This is a genomic window from Pseudomonas parakoreensis (genome assembly GCF_021602155.1).
In the GTDB taxonomy this organism is placed as follows: domain Bacteria; phylum Pseudomonadota; class Gammaproteobacteria; order Pseudomonadales; family Pseudomonadaceae; genus Aquipseudomonas; species Aquipseudomonas parakoreensis.
This window is the reverse complement of record NZ_BQHY01000009.1, coordinates 23,353-39,426: the sequence shown is the minus strand read 5'-3', so window position 1 is coordinate 39,426 and position 16,074 is coordinate 23,353. Positions and strand designations below refer to the sequence as shown.

Genomic DNA, 16,074 nt, shown 5'->3' with positions numbered 1-16,074 from the left:
CAGCGCAGCTCACAGAATTGATATTCACCATCGATCTCTGTGGGAGCTGGCTTGCCAGCGATGGCGCCCGCTCGGGCACCAGATAAATCAGGGCTTTGTATCTGCTTTGGCCACCGTGACCCAATACGGCGTGTGCTGCTCGATCTGCACCGGCAGCGTCGGCAGCAGGGCGCTCAAGGCCTTGTCGGTGTCGTGCAGCGGGAAACTGCCGGTGATGCGCAGGTCAGCGACTTCCGGCGCCACGTCCAGATGCCCGCGCCGGTAGCGTCCAAGCTCACGCACCAGATCTTCCAATCGAGCGTTGTCCACCACCAGCATGCCGCGGGTCCAGGCATCGGCGCCGGGCGTAAGCGCAGCGACCGCGTCGAGGCCGTTATTGCGGATCAGTACTTGCTGGCCTTCGCGCAGGATCTGTTCTTCAGGATGGCTTTGCGGATGCGCCGCCACCGCCGATTGCAGGACGCTCAGACGCGTGCCTTGGTCTTCACGCTTGACCAGAAACCGTGTCCCCAATGCGCGCATGCTGCCTTCGCGGGTTTCGACGATGAACGGCCGCGCATCACCGTGACCGGTCTCGACCAAGATCTCGCCTTCCTGCAATACGATCAGCCGCTGCCTGGCATCGAAGCGCACATCCACCGCGCTGTGGGTATTGAGATTGAGCACGGTGCCATCGGCCAGGCGCACCGTGCGCTGTTCGCCGGTGGCGGTGCGTTGATCGGCAAGCCAGTAATCCAGCGGCAAATACCGATCACCGGCAAACAGCGCCAGACCGATCACCGCCAGCACGCTGGCCAATCCACTGCCGAGCTTGCGCACGCGCCGCCGGATGCCTTCGCGCGATTGCAGTAACGCAGCGCGGGCCGGGCCGTTGGCGACGTTAAAGCGCTGATCGAGCATGCCCAGTTGGCGCCAGGCGCGGGCGTGTTCTTCATGGGCCGCATGCCATTTGGCGAACTCCTCGCGCTCCAGCGGACTGCCGGAGTCCAGCGACAATTGCCAGGCAATCGCCGCGTCCAGCACCTGGGCCGAGACCGGTTTTGAACTGGCCGGATTCATGTCGGCTCACCGTACAGGGCGATGTAGCACTGGCGAATGCCCTGCGCGAGGTATTGCCGCACGCGGGGCACCGAGACGCCGAGCTTCGCGGCGATTTCGGCGTGGCCGAGGCCGTCGAGGCGGTTATAAAGGAACGCGGCGCGGGCCTTGGTCGAGAGTTTGCCGAGCAGTCGGTCGATGGCCTTGAGGTCTTCCAGGATCAACTGCTGTTCCTCCACCGAAGGTTGTTCGCCTTCGGGGATCAGCATCAATTCGGCGAGATAGGCCTGTTCCAGCGCGGCGCGGCGGAAGTAGTCGAACAACAGGCCCTTGGCGATCGCCACCAGAAACGCCCGGGGTTCGCGCGGGGTCAGCAGTTGATCGCGACCGAGCAGGCGCACGAAGGTGTCCTGGCTCAGGTCTTCGGCCCGTTGCGGGCACGCCACATTGCGCCGTAGCCAGCTCAGTAGCCAACCGCGATGGTCGCGATACAACGCACCGACGAGTTCACTGTGAGGGCTTGGGACTGACGACACCAGACGCACCGATTGGGAAATGTTAACCAACGAGAATTGTTCGCGATTCTCGCAGAGGTGGGAATGGTTAGCAATTGGCCACTGGTCAGATGAGGTTAATGGTAAGCCCTGTAGGAGCTGCCGCAGGCTGCGATCTTTTGATCTTGTTTTTAAAAGCAAGATCAAAAGATCGCAGCCTGCGGCAGCTCCTACAGGGGATGTGGTTCGGCCGAAAATCTAGAAGGAGGGCGCCTGCTGACGGCGTTTCCACTGACTCAAACGCTGCTGCAAATTCAACGGGCTATGAATCTGCTGCTGCCGCGCCCGGCTGAACAGGATCAACGCCAGCTCCGCCGTGGCCAGCGCATCGGCACTCGCGTTGTGCCGCTCGAACACCTCAAGTTTGAACCAGTCGATCCATTCATCCAGCCCGGCCTCGCGAATACTCGCCTGCGGGCACAACAACGGCGCCATGTCCGCGACATCCAGAAACACGTTCTGCAGCTTGTAGCCCAAGTGCTCCTTCAGGGCGCGTCCGAGCATGTGCTGATCGAAGGGCGCATGAAACGCTAGCACCGGGCTGTCGCCGATAAACTCCATGAGTTCCAGCAACGCTTCGGCCGGGTCGCTGCCGGCGGCAATCGCGTTCGGTCCCAGACCATGAATCAACACACTGGGGCTGAGCTTCAGCTCCCGGCATTGCAGGGTGCGTTCGAACTGCTGGCTGAAGTCGATTGCGCCGTCCTCGATGACCACTGCACCGATCGACAGCACGCGATCCTTGTTCAGGCTCAGCCCGGTGGTTTCCAGATCGAGCACCACCCAGCGCTGCTCGCGCAGGCTGCATTCTTTCAGTTCGCCAATGGTCGGCAGTTTTGCCATGCGCTGTTGCAGGTCTGTCGACAGCAGAGGGCTGGTCGGCCGCAGCCACGAAAACAGGCTCATAGCTGATACCGCAAGGCCAGGCTGCTTTGCAGGCGCTGCGCCTGGCGCAGCGATTCACGCAGGATGCGCCGGTCCAGATGGTTGAGGCTGTCCGGGTCGACGCGGTTGGACCACGGCAGATTTTCACGGGTCTGGATCTGATGCTGCTGCATGCGCGTCTGTTGGATGAAGTGATAAGCCTCTTCATACGCCGCGCCGTCGAGCCGTTCGATGACTTGTTTTTCGACCAGCTGACGCAAGCGTTCGAGGGTGTTGTTGGTTTCGATGCCATGGGCCAGCGCCAACAGGCGCGCGCCATCGACGAAGGGCGTCAGGCCCTGGACCTTGAGATCGAGGGTGGCTTTCTCGCCGTTTTTGCGCGCCAGCACAAACTCGCGGAAACGCCCCACGGGCGGGCGATTGCGTAGCGCGTTCTCGGCCATCATGCGCTGGAACAAACGGTTGTCGCCGACCTGCTCGAGAATCCCGCGGCGCAGTTGCGCACAGCCTTTCTCGTCACCCCAGACCACCCGCAGGTCGAAATAGATGCTCGAACCGAGCAGGTTCTCCGGCGTCGCCTCGCGAATGAATGCTGCAAAGCGTCGCGCCCATTCTGCCCGGGACAGGCACAGCTCGGGGTTGCCGGCCATGATGTTGCCCTTGCACAGGCTGAAGCCGCACTGCGCCAGACTCTGGTTGATCTGCTGGGCGATTGGCAGCAGCTTGCCGCGAATCTCCGCCGCCTGCGCCGCGTCCCTCGCTTCGAAGAGAATGCCGTTGTCCTGATCGGTGTGCAGCGTCTGTTCGCGCCGGCCCTCGCTGCCGAAGCACAACCAACTGAACGGCACGCCGGGGTCGCCTTTTTCGGCGAGGGTCAGTTCGATTACCCGGCACACGGTATGATCGTTGAGCAGGGTGATGATGTGAGTGATCTGCGTCGAAGATGCACCGTGAGCCAGCATGCGTTCGACCAGTTGGCCGATCTCGCCGCGCAGGCTCACCAGTTGCTCGATGCGCTGGGCGCTGCGGATGGTCCGGGCCAGATGCACCAGATCGACCCGTTGCAGGGAGAACAGATCGCGCTCGGAGACCACGCCACACAAGCGCTGATCCTTGACCAGACAGACGTGGGCGATGTGCCGTTCGGTCATGGCGATCGCCGCGTCGAAGGCGCTGTGATCCGGCGACAGAAAGAACGGCGAGCAGGTCATGTGGCGCTCGATGGCTTCGCTGAAATCACCGCTGCCATTGGCGACCACCTCGCGCAGGTCGCGCAGGGTGAAGATCCCCAGCGGCGCCTTGTGTTCATCCACTGCGACGATGCTGCCGACTTGTTGCTCGTGCATCAGCTTCACTGCTTCGCGCAGTGGCGTGTCGGGGCTGCAGGTCACCGGATGGCGCATCGCCAATTCGCCGAGGCGGGTGTTGAGCGAATACTGGGTTCCGAGGGTTTCCACGGCTTTCTGCTGGACTTGCTGGTTGACCTGATCGAGCAGGCTGCTGACCCCGCGCAGGGCGAAATCGCGGAAGCTGCCGGACAGGGCAAACAGTTTGATGAACGCCGGTTTGTTCAGCTGCAGGCAGAAGGTGTCTTCGCCGGCCAGGTGTTCGGTACGGGTTGCCCGTTCGCCAATCAGTGCGGCCAACGGGAAGCATTCTCCGGTGGTGATCTCGAAAGTGGTTTCGGTACCGGGCCGGGTGATGTGCTGACGCTCGCCGATCACGCGGCCCTGTTTGACGATGTAGAAATATTCGACCGGCCCGTCGGCAGGTTTGATGATGCTTTCGCCCTGGCCATAGAAGCGCAGTTGACATTGCTCCACCAGAAAAGCCAGGTGGGCGTGTTCCATCTGATTGAAAGGCGGGAAGCGCTGGAGGAATTGCAGGGTGCCCTGAATGTTCTGCAACACCGCGGTTTTCCCTGCCTGGGTGAAGGCGTCCGCTTTACTCATAACCATTACCGCAGTCTTTTTTGAATTGTTGTTGTCGGATCGATGCAGCCATGGTCGGCCCCTGCGTGCAGGGTGCCCATTGGACGTAAGTCTAGGTTGGGGTTGCCGTTCGGCACATTTGGGAAGAACCCTACAAAAACAGTCGGAAATTCTCGCGTCAGCCTCTTGGAAAAAAATCCGACGAAGTGCACATTGAAGCTGTGCTTAGCGATGTCTGACGACTGTGCCAGGTGACTGAATTGAAAACGTAGAGAGTGCCATGTCCGACCACGATATTTTGAGCGACGCCGAGCGTGAAGCGCTCAGCGCTGTCATGCTCGAACCCGACTTGCCGCCGCAACGTGTACTGATCGTCGATGACGACAAGGACGCCCGGGAGCTGTTGTCGGAGATTCTCGCGTTGGAAGGCATTCGTTGCATGACCGCGGCCAGTGGCGAAACCGCGCTGAAGATGCTCGACGAAAAACCTTCGATCGGGCTGGTGATCACTGATTTGCGCATGGGCAATGTTGGTGGGCTGGATTTGATTCGGCAGGTGCGTGAGTCGGAGCGGGCGGCGTTGCCGATCATCATTGTTTCCGGCGATGCCGATGTGAAAGACGCCATTGCCGCGATGCACCTGAGCGTGGTGGATTTTCTGCTCAAGCCGTTTGATACGGCCCAGTTGCTGGGCCTGGTCAAACACGAATTGGGCATAGAACCGTAAATTGTGTTTAGCCGCTACCCTTGTGGCGAGGGAGCTTGCTCCCGCTGGGCTGCGAAGCGGCCCAAACCCAGCATCCACATTAATCCTGACACATCGCATTCGCTGAATTTACGACGGCTGCGCCGCCGAGCGGGAGCAAGCTCCCTCGCCACAGGGATTACTGACTTGCTTGGGGGTTCAGCCCAGACAAAAAAAGCCCTGACCGCAAGATCAGGGCTTTTTCATGTCCGTCATTCAGCGCAAAGTTACAGGCCGTTGGCCTTCTTGAACTCGCGACGACGACGGTGCAGCACCGGCTCGGTGTAGCCGTTCGGCTGTTTGGTGCCTTCGATCACCAGTTCGACCGCCGCCTGGAAGGCGATATTGCTGTCGAAGTCCGGTGCCAGCGGACGGTACAGCGGGTCGTTGGCGTTCTGCCGGTCAACCACCGGCGCCATGCGCTTGAGGCTTTCCATCACTTGCGCCTCGGTGACGATACCGTGGCGCAGCCAGTTGGCGATGTGCTGGCTGGAGATGCGCAGCGTCGCACGGTCTTCCATCAGGCCCACGTCGTTGATGTCCGGCACTTTCGAGCAACCCACGCCCTGGTCGATCCAGCGCACCACGTAACCGAGAATACCCTGGGCGTTGTTGTCCAGTTCGTTCTTGATCTGTTCCGGCGTCCAGCTCGGGTTGACCGCCAGCGGAATGGTCAGGATGTCGTCCACCGAAGCGCGGGTACGCTTGGCCAGTTCGGCCTGACGGGCGAACACGTCGACCTTGTGATAATGCAGCGCGTGCAGTGCAGCGGCGGTCGGCGACGGTACCCAGGCGGTGTTGGCGCCGGCCAGCGGGTGAGCGATTTTCTGTTCGAGCATTGCCGCCATCAGGTCGGGCATCGCCCACATGCCTTTACCGATTTGCGCGCGACCTTGCAGGCCGGTGCTCAGACCGATATCGACGTTCCAGTTCTCGTAGGCGCCGATCCACTTCTCGGCCTTCATGTCGGCCTTGCGCACCATCGGGCCGGCTTCCATCGAGGTGTGGATTTCGTCACCGGTGCGGTCGAGGAAGCCGGTGTTGATGAACACCACGCGCTCGCTGGCAGCCTTGATACAGGCCTTGAGGTTGACCGTGGTGCGGCGCTCCTCGTCCATGATCCCGACTTTCAGGGTGTTGCGGGCAAGGCCCAGCACGTCTTCGATGCGACCGAACAGCTCGTTGGTGAACGCCGCTTCTTCCGGGCCGTGCATCTTCGGTTTAACGATGTAGACCGAGCCGGTGCGAGTGTTCTTGCGCGAGGTGTTGCCGTTGAGGTTGTGCATCGCTGCCAGACACGTCACCAGACCGTCGAGAATGCCTTCCGGCACTTCGTTGCCGTGCTTGTCGAGGATCGCGTCGATGGTCATCAGGTGACCGACGTTACGCACGAACAACAGCGAGCGCCCGTGCAGGGTCAGTTCACTGCCATCGACCTTGGTGTAGGTGCGATCCGGGTTCATGGTGCGGGTGAAGGTCTGGCCGCCCTTGGCGACTTCTTCGGACAGGTCGCCCTTCATCAGGCCGAGCCAGTTGCGGTAGATCACCACTTTGTCGTCGGCATCGACGGCAGCCACGGAGTCTTCGCAGTCCATGATGGTGGTCAGTGCCGCTTCCATCAGGATGTCTTTGACGCCGGCGGCGTCGGTCTGGCCGACCGGGGTGCTGGCGTCGATCTGGATTTCGAAATGCAGACCGTGGTTTTTCAGCAGGATCGCGATCGGGGCATTGGCATCGCCCTGAAAACCGATCAGCTGAGCATCGTCGCGCAGGCCGGTGTTGCTGCCGCCCTTTAGGGAGACCAGCAGTTTGCCGTCAGCGATCTTGTAACCGGTGGAGTCGGCGTGGGAGCCGGCAGCCAGTGGCGCCGCTTCGTCGAGGAACGCACGGGCGAAGGCGATGACTTTGTCGCCACGCACCTTGTTGTAGCCTTTGCCCTTTTCCGCGCCACCGTCTTCGCTGATCGCGTCGGTGCCATACAGGGCGTCGTACAGCGAACCCCAGCGGGCGTTCGAGGCATTGAGGGCGAAGCGGGCGTTCATCACCGGCACCACGAGTTGCGGGCCGGCGGTGCGGGCGATTTCATCATCGACGTTTTGCGTCGTTGCCTGGAAATCAGCCGCTTCTGGCAGCAGATAACCGATTTCTTGCAGGAAGGCTTTGTAGGCCACGGCGTCGTGCGCCTGGCCGGCGTGTTCCTGATGCCAGGCATCAAGACGAGCCTGGAAGTCATCGCGTTTGGCGAGTAGGGCTTTGTTCTTCGGCGCCAGGTCATGAATGACCTTGTCGGCACCTTCCCAGAATTTTTCGGCGGTGAGGCCGGTACCGGGAATGGCTTCGTTGTTCACGAAGTCGAACAGGACTTTGGCGACCTGCAGGCCACCGACTTGAACGTGTTCAGTCATTGCTTGCCTCACTCTGCTCAGCTATTTCGCTTTTCAGCTCTTCAATTTAACAATGAAGCCTCTGGCCATTTAAACCACAAACCTTCCGACCAGTACATGCCATTGCTGGCGGCTGGGCTGGGACCAATCAACGGCTTGGGGGCCTTGCTGACGGGGCTTTCAGGATTGCGAACGTGCCTTGGGCAGACATCGATCCAGCGTTATGTAGTGCGCGCTGCGGCATACTACATGATGAGTTGCGCTTGTGAAAATCAGACTAATTACGTCGTTCTGCGACCTCATGACGCATTGCGGTCACGTCGCGGAACGGGATGTTCTCAAAAAACCAGCGGATTGTTCCAGTTAAATATAAAAAGTTGTACACATAAATGCTTTCTGCCTGCTATGGCATCCCCCTGCGGTGCACACTTCTGTAGTGAGGGGATTTATCCCCGATGGGTGGCGAAGCCGCCCCCTGCGCGCTGACAGGTAGACCGAGCTGACAGGGGTTTACGGCTGCTGCGCAACCGATCGGGGATAAATCCCCTCGCCACAGGTTGCATCCAAAACCAGGACACAGGTCTGCTGCCTGGGCTGAATCAAACCCTTGCCTATACTTGCCTTTCTATAACAAAAGTCATGAAAAGAGGGGCTGCGCCATGGACCATCTCGTACTCACTGTCTTCGCCCCGGACAAGCCCGGGCAGGTCGAGCGCATCGCCCAATGCATCGCCGAGCATGGCGGTAACTGGCTGGAAAGCCGCATGTCACGGATGGCCGGGCAGTTCGCCGGGATTCTGCGGGTGGGCGTGCCGGCGGAGGCTTACGACGAATTAGTCGATTCCCTACAAGCACTGTCGGCACAGGGCATTCGCGTGCTGATTGCCGAGAGCGGCATCGAGCAGTCTTGTACCTGGAAACCGATCGCCATGGAGCTGGTGGGCAACGACCGTCCGGGCATCGTGCGCGACATCACCCGTTTGCTCAGCGAGCAGGGGGTGAACCTCGAACGGCTGGTGACCGAAGTGCGCCCGGCACCGATGAGCAGCGAGCCGTTATTCCACGCTGAAGCAATTCTCGCGGTGCCGCTGACCCTGTCGCTGGACGTACTGCAATCGCGCCTGGAAACCCTGGCCGATGATCTGATGGTCGAACTGGTGTTACGCACTGACGTTTAAGCGCCGCTGGTGTTATCCAGTTTTAACGTGCACCTGCCTGTGGATAACCTGTAGAGACCGGGCGCAACGCCACGCCGGCTGTGGCTTGCCGGGAACTGATCAAAAAACCGCCAGCATTCAGTGACTTGCGCACAAACGGCGGGGATCACGCTGTGGATAACCTTGGGAAGGAACGTTGCAGACCACGAGAATCGTGGTCTGCGAAGGTTTGTGCGTTTTTTGATCAGCTGCGCCGGCGCAAACTGATCACCGCATCGACGCTATAAACGGCCAGACCGGCCCAGATAAAGATGAACGCGATCAGCGTGCTCGACGACAAATGTTCGCCGAACAGCAGCACTGCCTGCAGCAGCACCAGGGTTGGTGCCAGGTATTGCAGGAAGCCGATGGTGGTGTAAGGCAAGTGGCGCGTGGCAGCGTTGAAGCACACCAGCGGCACCAGCGTCACCGGGCCGGCGGCTACCAGCCACCAGGCTTGCGAGGTGGTCCAGAATTCGGGTTGCGCGCTGGTTGCGGTCTGGTTGAACAACAGCCAGGCAATGGCGATCGGCACCAGCATCCAGGTTTCCACTACCAGCCCTGGCAAGGCTTTGACCGGCGCCTGTTTGCGGATCAAACCGTAAAAACCAAAGGTCAGCGCCAGCACCAGCGACACCCACGGCAGACTGCCGACCTGCCACACTTGCTGCGCCACGCCGATGGCCGCCAGCCCCACGGCGATCCACTGCATGCGCCGCAGGCGTTCGCCGAGAATCAGCATCCCCAACAGCACGTTGACCAGCGGGTTGATGTAGTAACCGAGACTCGCTTCGAGCATGCGTCCGTTGTTCACCGACCACACGTAGGTCAGCCAGTTGGCCGCGATCAAGGTACCGCTCAGCGCCAGAATCGCCAGGCGTTTGGGGTTGTCGAGCAATTCGCGCAACCAGCCCGGATGCTTCCACACCATCAGCAACAGGGCGCCGAACAGCGCCGACCACAGCACGCGGTGAATGATGATCTCGACAGCGGGGACTTCGGCGATGGCTTTGAAGTAGATCGGGAACAGGCCCCAGATGATGTAGGCACTCAGGCCCAGAATGTACCCGCGACGCGGGTTGGCGGCTTGCATGCAGAATCCTTGCTTAGGCAGCTAACAAAGGAGGGATTGTAAGGAGGTTGTATAGATGTGTCGTGTCAGAAAGCGAAAAGATCGCAGCCTTCGGCAGCTCCTGCAGGGGAATGCGATCCATGTAGGAGCTGCCGAAGGCTGCGATCTTTTGATATTGAATTCAGAACAATTTCAAAGGTTCTTCGTTGAGCGCCGACAGTTGCTCCCGCAGCGCCAACACCTGATCGCCCCAATACCGTTCGGTGCCGAACCAAGGAAAGCTGTGCGGAAACGCCGGGTCGTCCCAGCGCCGCGCCAGCCACGCGCTGTAGTGCATCAGCCGCAGGGCGCGCAGCGGTTCGATCAGCGCCAGTTCGCGCGGATCGAAGTCGTGGAATTCGTTGTAGCCATCCATCAGTTCCGAGAGCTGGCCGAGGCATTCCTGACGATCACCCGCCAGCATCATCCAGATGTCCTGCACGGCCGGGCCCATGCGGCAGTCGTCGAGGTCGACGATGTGGAACATTTCATCGCGGCACATCATGTTGCCGGGGTGGCAGTCGCCGTGCATGCGGATGTTCTGGTGCGGCGTGGCGGCGTAGACGTCTTCGACACGCTTGAGCAAGTCGCGGGCCACGGACTCGTAGGCTAGCAGGAGGCTCTTGGGGATGAAGTTGCCTTCAAGCAATGTTGCCAGCGAGGCGTGGCCGAAGTTCTGCACGGCGAGGGCTTCACGGTGTTCGAACGGCTTGGTGGCGCCGACCGCATGAATGCGCCCGAGCAACTGGCCGAGGCGATACAACTGATCGAGATTGCCCGGCTCCGGCGCACGGCCGCCGCGACGGGGGAACAGGGTGAAACGGAAACCGGCATGCTCGTGCAGGGTTTCACCGTTGTGGATCAGCGGCGCCACCACCGGGATTTCGACGTCGGCCAGTTCGAAGGTGAACTGGTGTTCTTCGAGGATGGCGTCATTGGTCCAGCGCTGCGGGCGATAGAACTTGGCGATCAGCGGTTCGGAGTCTTCGATGCCTACCTGATAGACGCGGTTCTCATAGCTGTTGAGCGCGAGAATGCGCGCATCGCTGAGGAAACCGATGCTTTCGACGGCATCGAGCACGAGATCGGGTGTAAGGGTTTCAAACGGGTGGGCCATGCTGACTCCTGCGCGCAGCAGGCTGCCGCGTCCGGCCCAGCATGGTAGCGCAGATGGCAGGGGGGGAGTGGGTTGGTGTCTGGGAGGACGCTATCGCTGGCAAGCCAGCTCTCACAAAGTCTTGCACTATTTTCAAATCAGCGCAGAACCTGTGGGAGCTGGCTTGCCAGCGATTAGGGCCTGTCAGGCGCCGACGATTCCACCGTCCTCACGGGTAATCGCCATCACCGAGGATCGCGGCTTGCCGTTCGGCAAATGCTCAGGGAAGGTCGAACCACCGTTCTCGCCCGGGTGCTGAATCCCGACAAACAGGGTCTTCTGATCCGGTGAGAAGCTGATCCCGGTGACTTCGCAACCAATCGGCCCGACCATGAAGCGGCGAATTTCGCCGGTCTTGGGGTCGGCACAGAGCATCTGGTTGTTGCCCATCCCGGCAAAGTCGCCGGCATTGCTTGAGTCGCCGTCCGTCAGAATCCACAAGCGCCCGGCCTTGTCGAAGCCCAGCCCGTCCGGGCTGTTGAACATGTTCTGCGGGGTGATGTTCGACGAACCGCCCTTCGGCGTACCGACATGGACGCCTGGATTGCCGGCGACCACAAACAGATCCCAGGCGAAGGTCTTCGAGGCGTGATCGTCGCGGTCGGTGCGCCAGCGCAGGATCTGCCCGTAGACGTTTTTCGCGCGTGGGTTCGGCCCGCCCACCGGCTGCCCGTCTTCGCCGCGTTTGGCGTTGTTGGTCAGGGTGCAATAGACCTGGCCGTCCTTCGGGCTGACCACGATCCATTCCGGGCGGTCCATGCGCGTGGCGCCGACCACGCTGGCGGCGAGGCGGGCGTGGATCAGCACTTCGGCCTGATCGGCGAAACCGCTGCTGGCATCGATGCCGTTCTTGCCATGGGTCAGTTCGATCCACTGGCCCTGGCCTTTCGGATGATCCGGGTTGCCGTCACCGGCATCGAATTTCGCCACGTACAAAGTGCCGTGGTCGAGGATGTTGCGGTTGGCCTTGGCGTTGCGGTGGTTGATGCGGTCGCGGCTGACGAATTTGTAGATGAACTCGCCGCGTTCGTCGTCGCCCATGTACACCACGGCGCGGCCGTCGTTGGTCTCGGCCAGTGCGGCGTTTTCATGTTTGAAGCGACCCAGCGCGGTGCGCTTGACCGGGGTCGATTGCGGATCGAACGGATCGATCTCGACCACCCAGCCGTGACGGTTGAGCTCGTTGGGGTTCTTGGCCATGTCGAAACGCGGGTCGAACGGATGCCAGTTGATCTCGCGGCTGGCCGCCGACACACCGTAACGCTTTTGCGCCGGGTCGAACTGCTGCTGGGCGTTGCTGCTGCCAAAGCAGTCGGTGAAGTTTTCTTCGCAGGTCAGATAGGTACCCCACGGTGTCTTGCCGTTGGCGCAGTTCTGGAAGGTGCCAAGGACTCTCTTGCCGTGCTTGTCGGCGGCCGTCTTCATCAGCTCGTGACCGGCGGCCGGGCCGCTGATGCGCAGCGGCGAGTTGCCGTGGATGCGCCGGTTGTAACGCGAGCCCTGGACGAACTGCCATTGGCCGTTCTTGCGCTGCACTTCGATCACCGACACACCTTCGCAGGCCAGCGCCTTGCGCACGTCTTCGGCCGATTGCGGCATGCCGCCGTGCGGGTAGAGGTAGCGGTAGTTGGTGTATTCGTTGTTGATCGCCATCAACGCGCGGTTTCTGTCGTCGGGGAATTCGAACAGGCTCATGCCGTCGTTGTTGTCGCCGAATTGCACTTCCTGTGCGGCGGCGGTGCCATTGCCGCTCGGGTCGAACGCCGGGCCGTTCTTGTGCAATGGCTGACCCCAACTGATCAGCACCGAGGACTTGTAGCCCTTCGGCAGGCTGATGACGTCTGTGGTGGCGGCGGGAATGCTCTCGAAACCGAGCAGGCGGCTGTTGCCGGCGCTGATGCCGGTGGCCAGCGCGCTGCGGCTGAGCAGGTTGCCGCCGAGAAACATGGCGGCGCCGCACAGCGCGCCGGCGCTGATGAAACCGCGACGGCTGAGGCCGACCATTTTTTCCAGGTCTGTCGATTGGTTTTCTTCTAATAGGCTCACATCAGGCTCCCTGCTTGGTTTTGGCAGCCACCTTAATGAGCGTCGATTACGCTTTCGTTGCAGCGTCTGATTACAGCGGCGTGCCGATCAGTACATTGGACGGCGAAAACTGCACCTGCACCAGTTGCCCGACACTCAGCCCGCGGGTGCGAAGCTGCAGCGGCTCAGCCAGAGCGCAGAGCGTCTGGCCGTTGGGCAAAGCGATGCGCACTTCGCTGGGGCCGTCCTCGGCATCGAGAATGGCTTCGAGCGTGCCGCTCAGTAGATTGTGTCCAGATGTTGCCGCTTGATCCGCCGCCAGCAGTTCAAGCCAGCCGGCCTTGATCAATGCCACTACTTCAGTGCCCGGTTGCAGTTCCAGGTGCACGGTGCTGTCGTGGGTGATCTGTGCGTTGATCCACAAACCTTCAGCCAGTTCGAGGCGGATCACGTCATTGCGGCCCTGACCTTCGATGCTCACGACTTTGCCGTGCAGTTGATTGCGGGCGCTGGTTCTGAGCATCAATCGCCCGAGCAGATCCAGATCACTGGCGTCTTCAGCCGCTTCCAGCACCTGCGCCTGCAAAGCCTGCAGCTTTTGATAAAGGCGCAACACCCGCTCGCCTTCGCTGGACAATCTGGCGCCACCGCCGCCCTTGCCGCCGACCGCACGTTCCACCAGTGGCTTCTGCGCCAGGTTGTTCAACTCATCGATCGCATCCCAAGCGGCCTTGTAACTCAGCCCGGCGCTTTTTGCGGCGCGGGTGATCGAGCCCTGTTCGGCAATGTGTTGCAGCAGGGCGATGCGCTGCGGACGGCGGACGATGTGCTGGGAGAGCAGGGTGGGCAGGGACATGGGTGGGGGCTTTTTCACGGTGGCGGTGGGGGGAAATTGGCGGCTTGCAACGCCGGAGTCAAGCCTGACATAGAACCCTGTGGGAGCGAGCCTGCTCGCGAAGGCGTCAGCATATTCAACGCTGATGATGACCGACACTGAGCTTCGCGAGCAGGCTCGCTCCCACAAGGGGATTGTGCTGACTTTCAATTTCCCGGTTTTGGCGTGCGCGCCAGGCAATACACGTCAACCCGCGCTGCGCCTGCATTTTTTAGCAGTCGCGCCAATGCCTGGGCCGTGGCGCCGGTGGTCAGCACGTCATCGATCAATGCGAAGTGCCGACCTTTCACATCGGTGTCAGGGTTCAGCGCGAAGGCATGACGCAAATTGCGCTTGCGCGCCTTGGCGTCGAGATCCTGCTGGGCGCTGGTGTCGTGGACCCGCCGTAGCGCCTGTTCCTCAAAAGGCAGATTCAGCTGTTGGCTTAACCATCGCCCGAGCATCGCGGCTTGATTGAACCCGCGTTGGCGCAGACGTTTGATCGCCAGTGGCACCGGCAACAACACATCGGGTCGCGGCAACCCTTCATCGAAGCGATGTTGCAGGTATTGTCCGGCAACGTCGGCAAGCAGGTGGCCAAACGGCCATTTCGCCTTGTGTTTAAAGCGTGTAATCAGACTGTCCACCGGGAAGTCATAGCGCCACGGCACGACCACCTGTTCGAACGCCGGCGGCTCTAGCAGGCACTCGCTGCAGGTCAGACCGACAGCCGGCATCGGCAAAGCGCACGTCTGGCACTGGTCGCCGAGCCAGGGCAGCTCGGTTTCGCAGGCGACGCACATTGGCAATTCTGCTTCTGCGGGTTCATCGCACAGCAAGCAGGTCTGTACGTTTTTTAAACAGATGTAAACCTGCTGTTCGTATCGTGGTTGACAGCGCATGACTCTTCCTTAAATATGCCGAACATCCGTGTCGCGCCTGTGGGTATTACGTTCCCGCAGCCGCCAGCCAAGCATAACCAAGGAACTGCCCATGAGCGCCAGCACCTCTGCCACCCTGCGTCACGATTGGTCTTTAGCCGAAGTCAAAGCGCTCTTCGTACAGCCATTCAACGACTTGCTGTTCCAGGCGCAGACGGTGCACCGCGCACATTTCAACGCCAACCGGGTGCAGGTTTCGACCCTGCTGTCGATCAAGACTGGTGCCTGCCCGGAAGACTGCAAGTACTGCCCGCAGTCCGGTCACTACAACACCGGCCTGGAAAAAGAAAAGCTGATGGAGGTGCAGAAAGTCCTCGAGGAGGCTGCCCGCGCCAAAGCCATCGGCTCCACGCGTTTCTGCATGGGCGCGGCGTGGAAGCACCCGTCCGCCAAAGACATGCCGTACGTGCTGAAGATGGTCGAAGGCGTGAAAGCCATGGGTCTGGAAACCTGCATGACCCTCGGGCGTCTCGATCAGGAGCAGACCGAGGCGCTGGCCAAGGCTGGCCTGGATTACTACAACCACAACCTCGACACCTCGCCGGAGTTCTACGGCAGCATCATCACCACCCGCACTTACAGCGAGCGCCTGCAGACCCTGGCCTACGTGCGTGAGTCGGGGATGAAGATCTGCTCCGGCGGCATTCTCGGCATGGGCGAGTCGCTGGACGACCGCGCCAACCTGCTGATCCAGCTGGCTAACCTGCCGGAGCATCCGGAGTCGGTGCCGATCAACATGCTGGTGAAAGTGGCCGGTACGCCGCTGGAAAACGCCGACGACGTCGATCCGTTCGATTTCATCCGCATGCTCGCCGTGGCGCGCATCCTCATGCCGCAATCCCACGTGCGCCTGTCCGCCGGCCGCGAAGCGATGAACGAGCAGATGCAGGCGTTGGCATTCTTTGCCGGTGCCAACTCGATTTTTTACGGCGACAAACTGCTGACCACTGCCAACCCGCAGGCCGACAAGGACATGCAACTGTTCGCGCGTCTGGGTATTCAGCCAGAAGCCCGTGAAGAGCATGCCGATGAGGTGCATCAGGCCGCGATCGAGCAGGCGCTGGTGGAGCAGAAGAGCAGCGAGCAGTTCTATAACGCTGCGGTCTGATCTTCGCTTGAAATGCAAAACCCTGTAGGAGCTGCCGCAGGCTGCGATCTTTTGATGTTGTTTTTTAAAAGACAAGCTCAAAAGATCGCAGCCTTCGGCAGCTTCTACACAGTCATTTTTCAGATG

The 16,074-nt window shown here is 60.8% G+C and carries 13 protein-coding genes; 3 read left to right on the top strand and 10 right to left on the bottom strand.

Going from position 1 to position 16,074, the window contains the following annotated elements; translation table 11 throughout:
* Positions 1-87: 87 nt before the first annotated feature.
* The 4 genes from L6D63_RS15435 to L6D63_RS15420 all read right to left on the bottom strand — a co-directional run bounded on the left by L6D63_RS15435 (position 88) and on the right by L6D63_RS15420 (position 4,429).
* The gene (locus tag L6D63_RS15435) at positions 88-1,059 is read right to left on the bottom strand and encodes a FecR domain-containing protein (protein WP_131670550.1); all 972 of its coding nucleotides are present in this window, start codon (positions 1,057-1,059) and stop codon (positions 88-90) included.
* Positions 1,056-1,574 carry an RNA polymerase sigma factor gene (locus tag L6D63_RS15430; protein ID WP_047297143.1) on the bottom strand — a complete coding sequence of 173 codons (519 nt, stop codon included), beginning with the start codon at positions 1,572-1,574 and terminating at the stop codon, positions 1,056-1,058. The genes L6D63_RS15435 and L6D63_RS15430 overlap by 4 nt, the downstream gene beginning before the upstream one ends.
* A gap of 216 nt (positions 1,575-1,790) precedes the next feature.
* Positions 1,791-2,498 carry a 3'-5' exonuclease gene (locus tag L6D63_RS15425; RefSeq protein ID WP_131670549.1) on the bottom strand — a complete coding sequence of 236 codons (708 nt, stop codon included), beginning with the start codon at positions 2,496-2,498 and terminating at the stop codon, positions 1,791-1,793.
* Positions 2,495-4,429, bottom strand: a complete 1,935-nt coding sequence (locus L6D63_RS15420) for a putative nucleotidyltransferase substrate binding domain-containing protein (RefSeq protein WP_309295584.1) — start codon at positions 4,427-4,429, stop codon at positions 2,495-2,497. Before L6D63_RS15420 ends, L6D63_RS15425 begins: the two co-directional genes overlap by 4 nt.
* A 259-nt stretch (positions 4,430-4,688) precedes the next feature.
* On the opposite strand from L6D63_RS15420, the gene L6D63_RS15415 reads away from it, so the two are divergent.
* Entirely contained in the window at positions 4,689-5,135 is a 447-nt protein-coding gene (locus tag L6D63_RS15415) for a response regulator (protein ID WP_047297039.1), read from the top strand.
* A 245-nt stretch (positions 5,136-5,380) separates the two neighbouring features.
* Here L6D63_RS15415 and L6D63_RS15410 read toward each other — a convergent pair whose 3' ends face one another.
* Positions 5,381-7,558 carry a malate synthase G gene (locus L6D63_RS15410; protein ID WP_131670548.1) on the bottom strand — a complete coding sequence of 726 codons (2,178 nt, stop codon included), beginning with the start codon at positions 7,556-7,558 and terminating at the stop codon, positions 5,381-5,383.
* A gap of 638 nt (positions 7,559-8,196) precedes the next feature.
* Between L6D63_RS15410 and L6D63_RS15405 the strand changes: the two genes are divergently transcribed.
* The gene (locus tag L6D63_RS15405) at positions 8,197-8,715 is read left to right on the top strand and encodes a glycine cleavage system transcriptional repressor (protein ID WP_007966538.1); all 519 of its coding nucleotides are present in this window, start codon (positions 8,197-8,199) and stop codon (positions 8,713-8,715) included.
* 223 nt (positions 8,716-8,938) lie between these two features.
* Here L6D63_RS15405 and rarD read toward each other — a convergent pair whose 3' ends face one another.
* From rarD to L6D63_RS15380, 5 genes are all read right to left on the bottom strand, one after another.
* Entirely contained in the window at positions 8,939-9,826 is an 888-nt protein-coding gene (gene rarD, locus L6D63_RS15400) for an EamA family transporter RarD (RefSeq protein WP_041069958.1), read from the bottom strand.
* A 160-nt stretch (positions 9,827-9,986) separates the two neighbouring features.
* Positions 9,987-10,961: a serine/threonine protein kinase gene (locus tag L6D63_RS15395; RefSeq protein ID WP_131670547.1), complete on the bottom strand. Its 975-nt coding sequence runs from the start codon at positions 10,959-10,961 to the stop codon at positions 9,987-9,989.
* Positions 10,962-11,144: 183 nt separating this feature from the next.
* Positions 11,145-13,046: a PhoX family protein gene (locus L6D63_RS15390; protein ID WP_131670546.1), complete on the bottom strand. Its 1,902-nt coding sequence runs from the start codon at positions 13,044-13,046 to the stop codon at positions 11,145-11,147.
* 70 nt (positions 13,047-13,116) lie between these two features.
* A complete protein-coding gene (locus L6D63_RS15385; protein ID WP_047297030.1) occupies positions 13,117-13,881 on the bottom strand; it encodes a TOBE domain-containing protein in 765 nt (254 codons plus the stop codon).
* 185 nt (positions 13,882-14,066) lie between these two features.
* A complete protein-coding gene (locus L6D63_RS15380) occupies positions 14,067-14,801 on the bottom strand; it encodes a ComF family protein (protein WP_047297028.1) in 735 nt (244 codons plus the stop codon).
* A 91-nt stretch (positions 14,802-14,892) separates the two neighbouring features.
* On the opposite strand from L6D63_RS15380, the gene bioB reads away from it, so the two are divergent.
* Positions 14,893-15,948 carry a biotin synthase BioB gene (gene bioB / locus L6D63_RS15375; RefSeq protein ID WP_027610689.1) on the top strand — a complete coding sequence of 352 codons (1,056 nt, stop codon included), beginning with the start codon at positions 14,893-14,895 and terminating at the stop codon, positions 15,946-15,948.
* Positions 15,949-16,074: the final 126 nt, after the last annotated feature.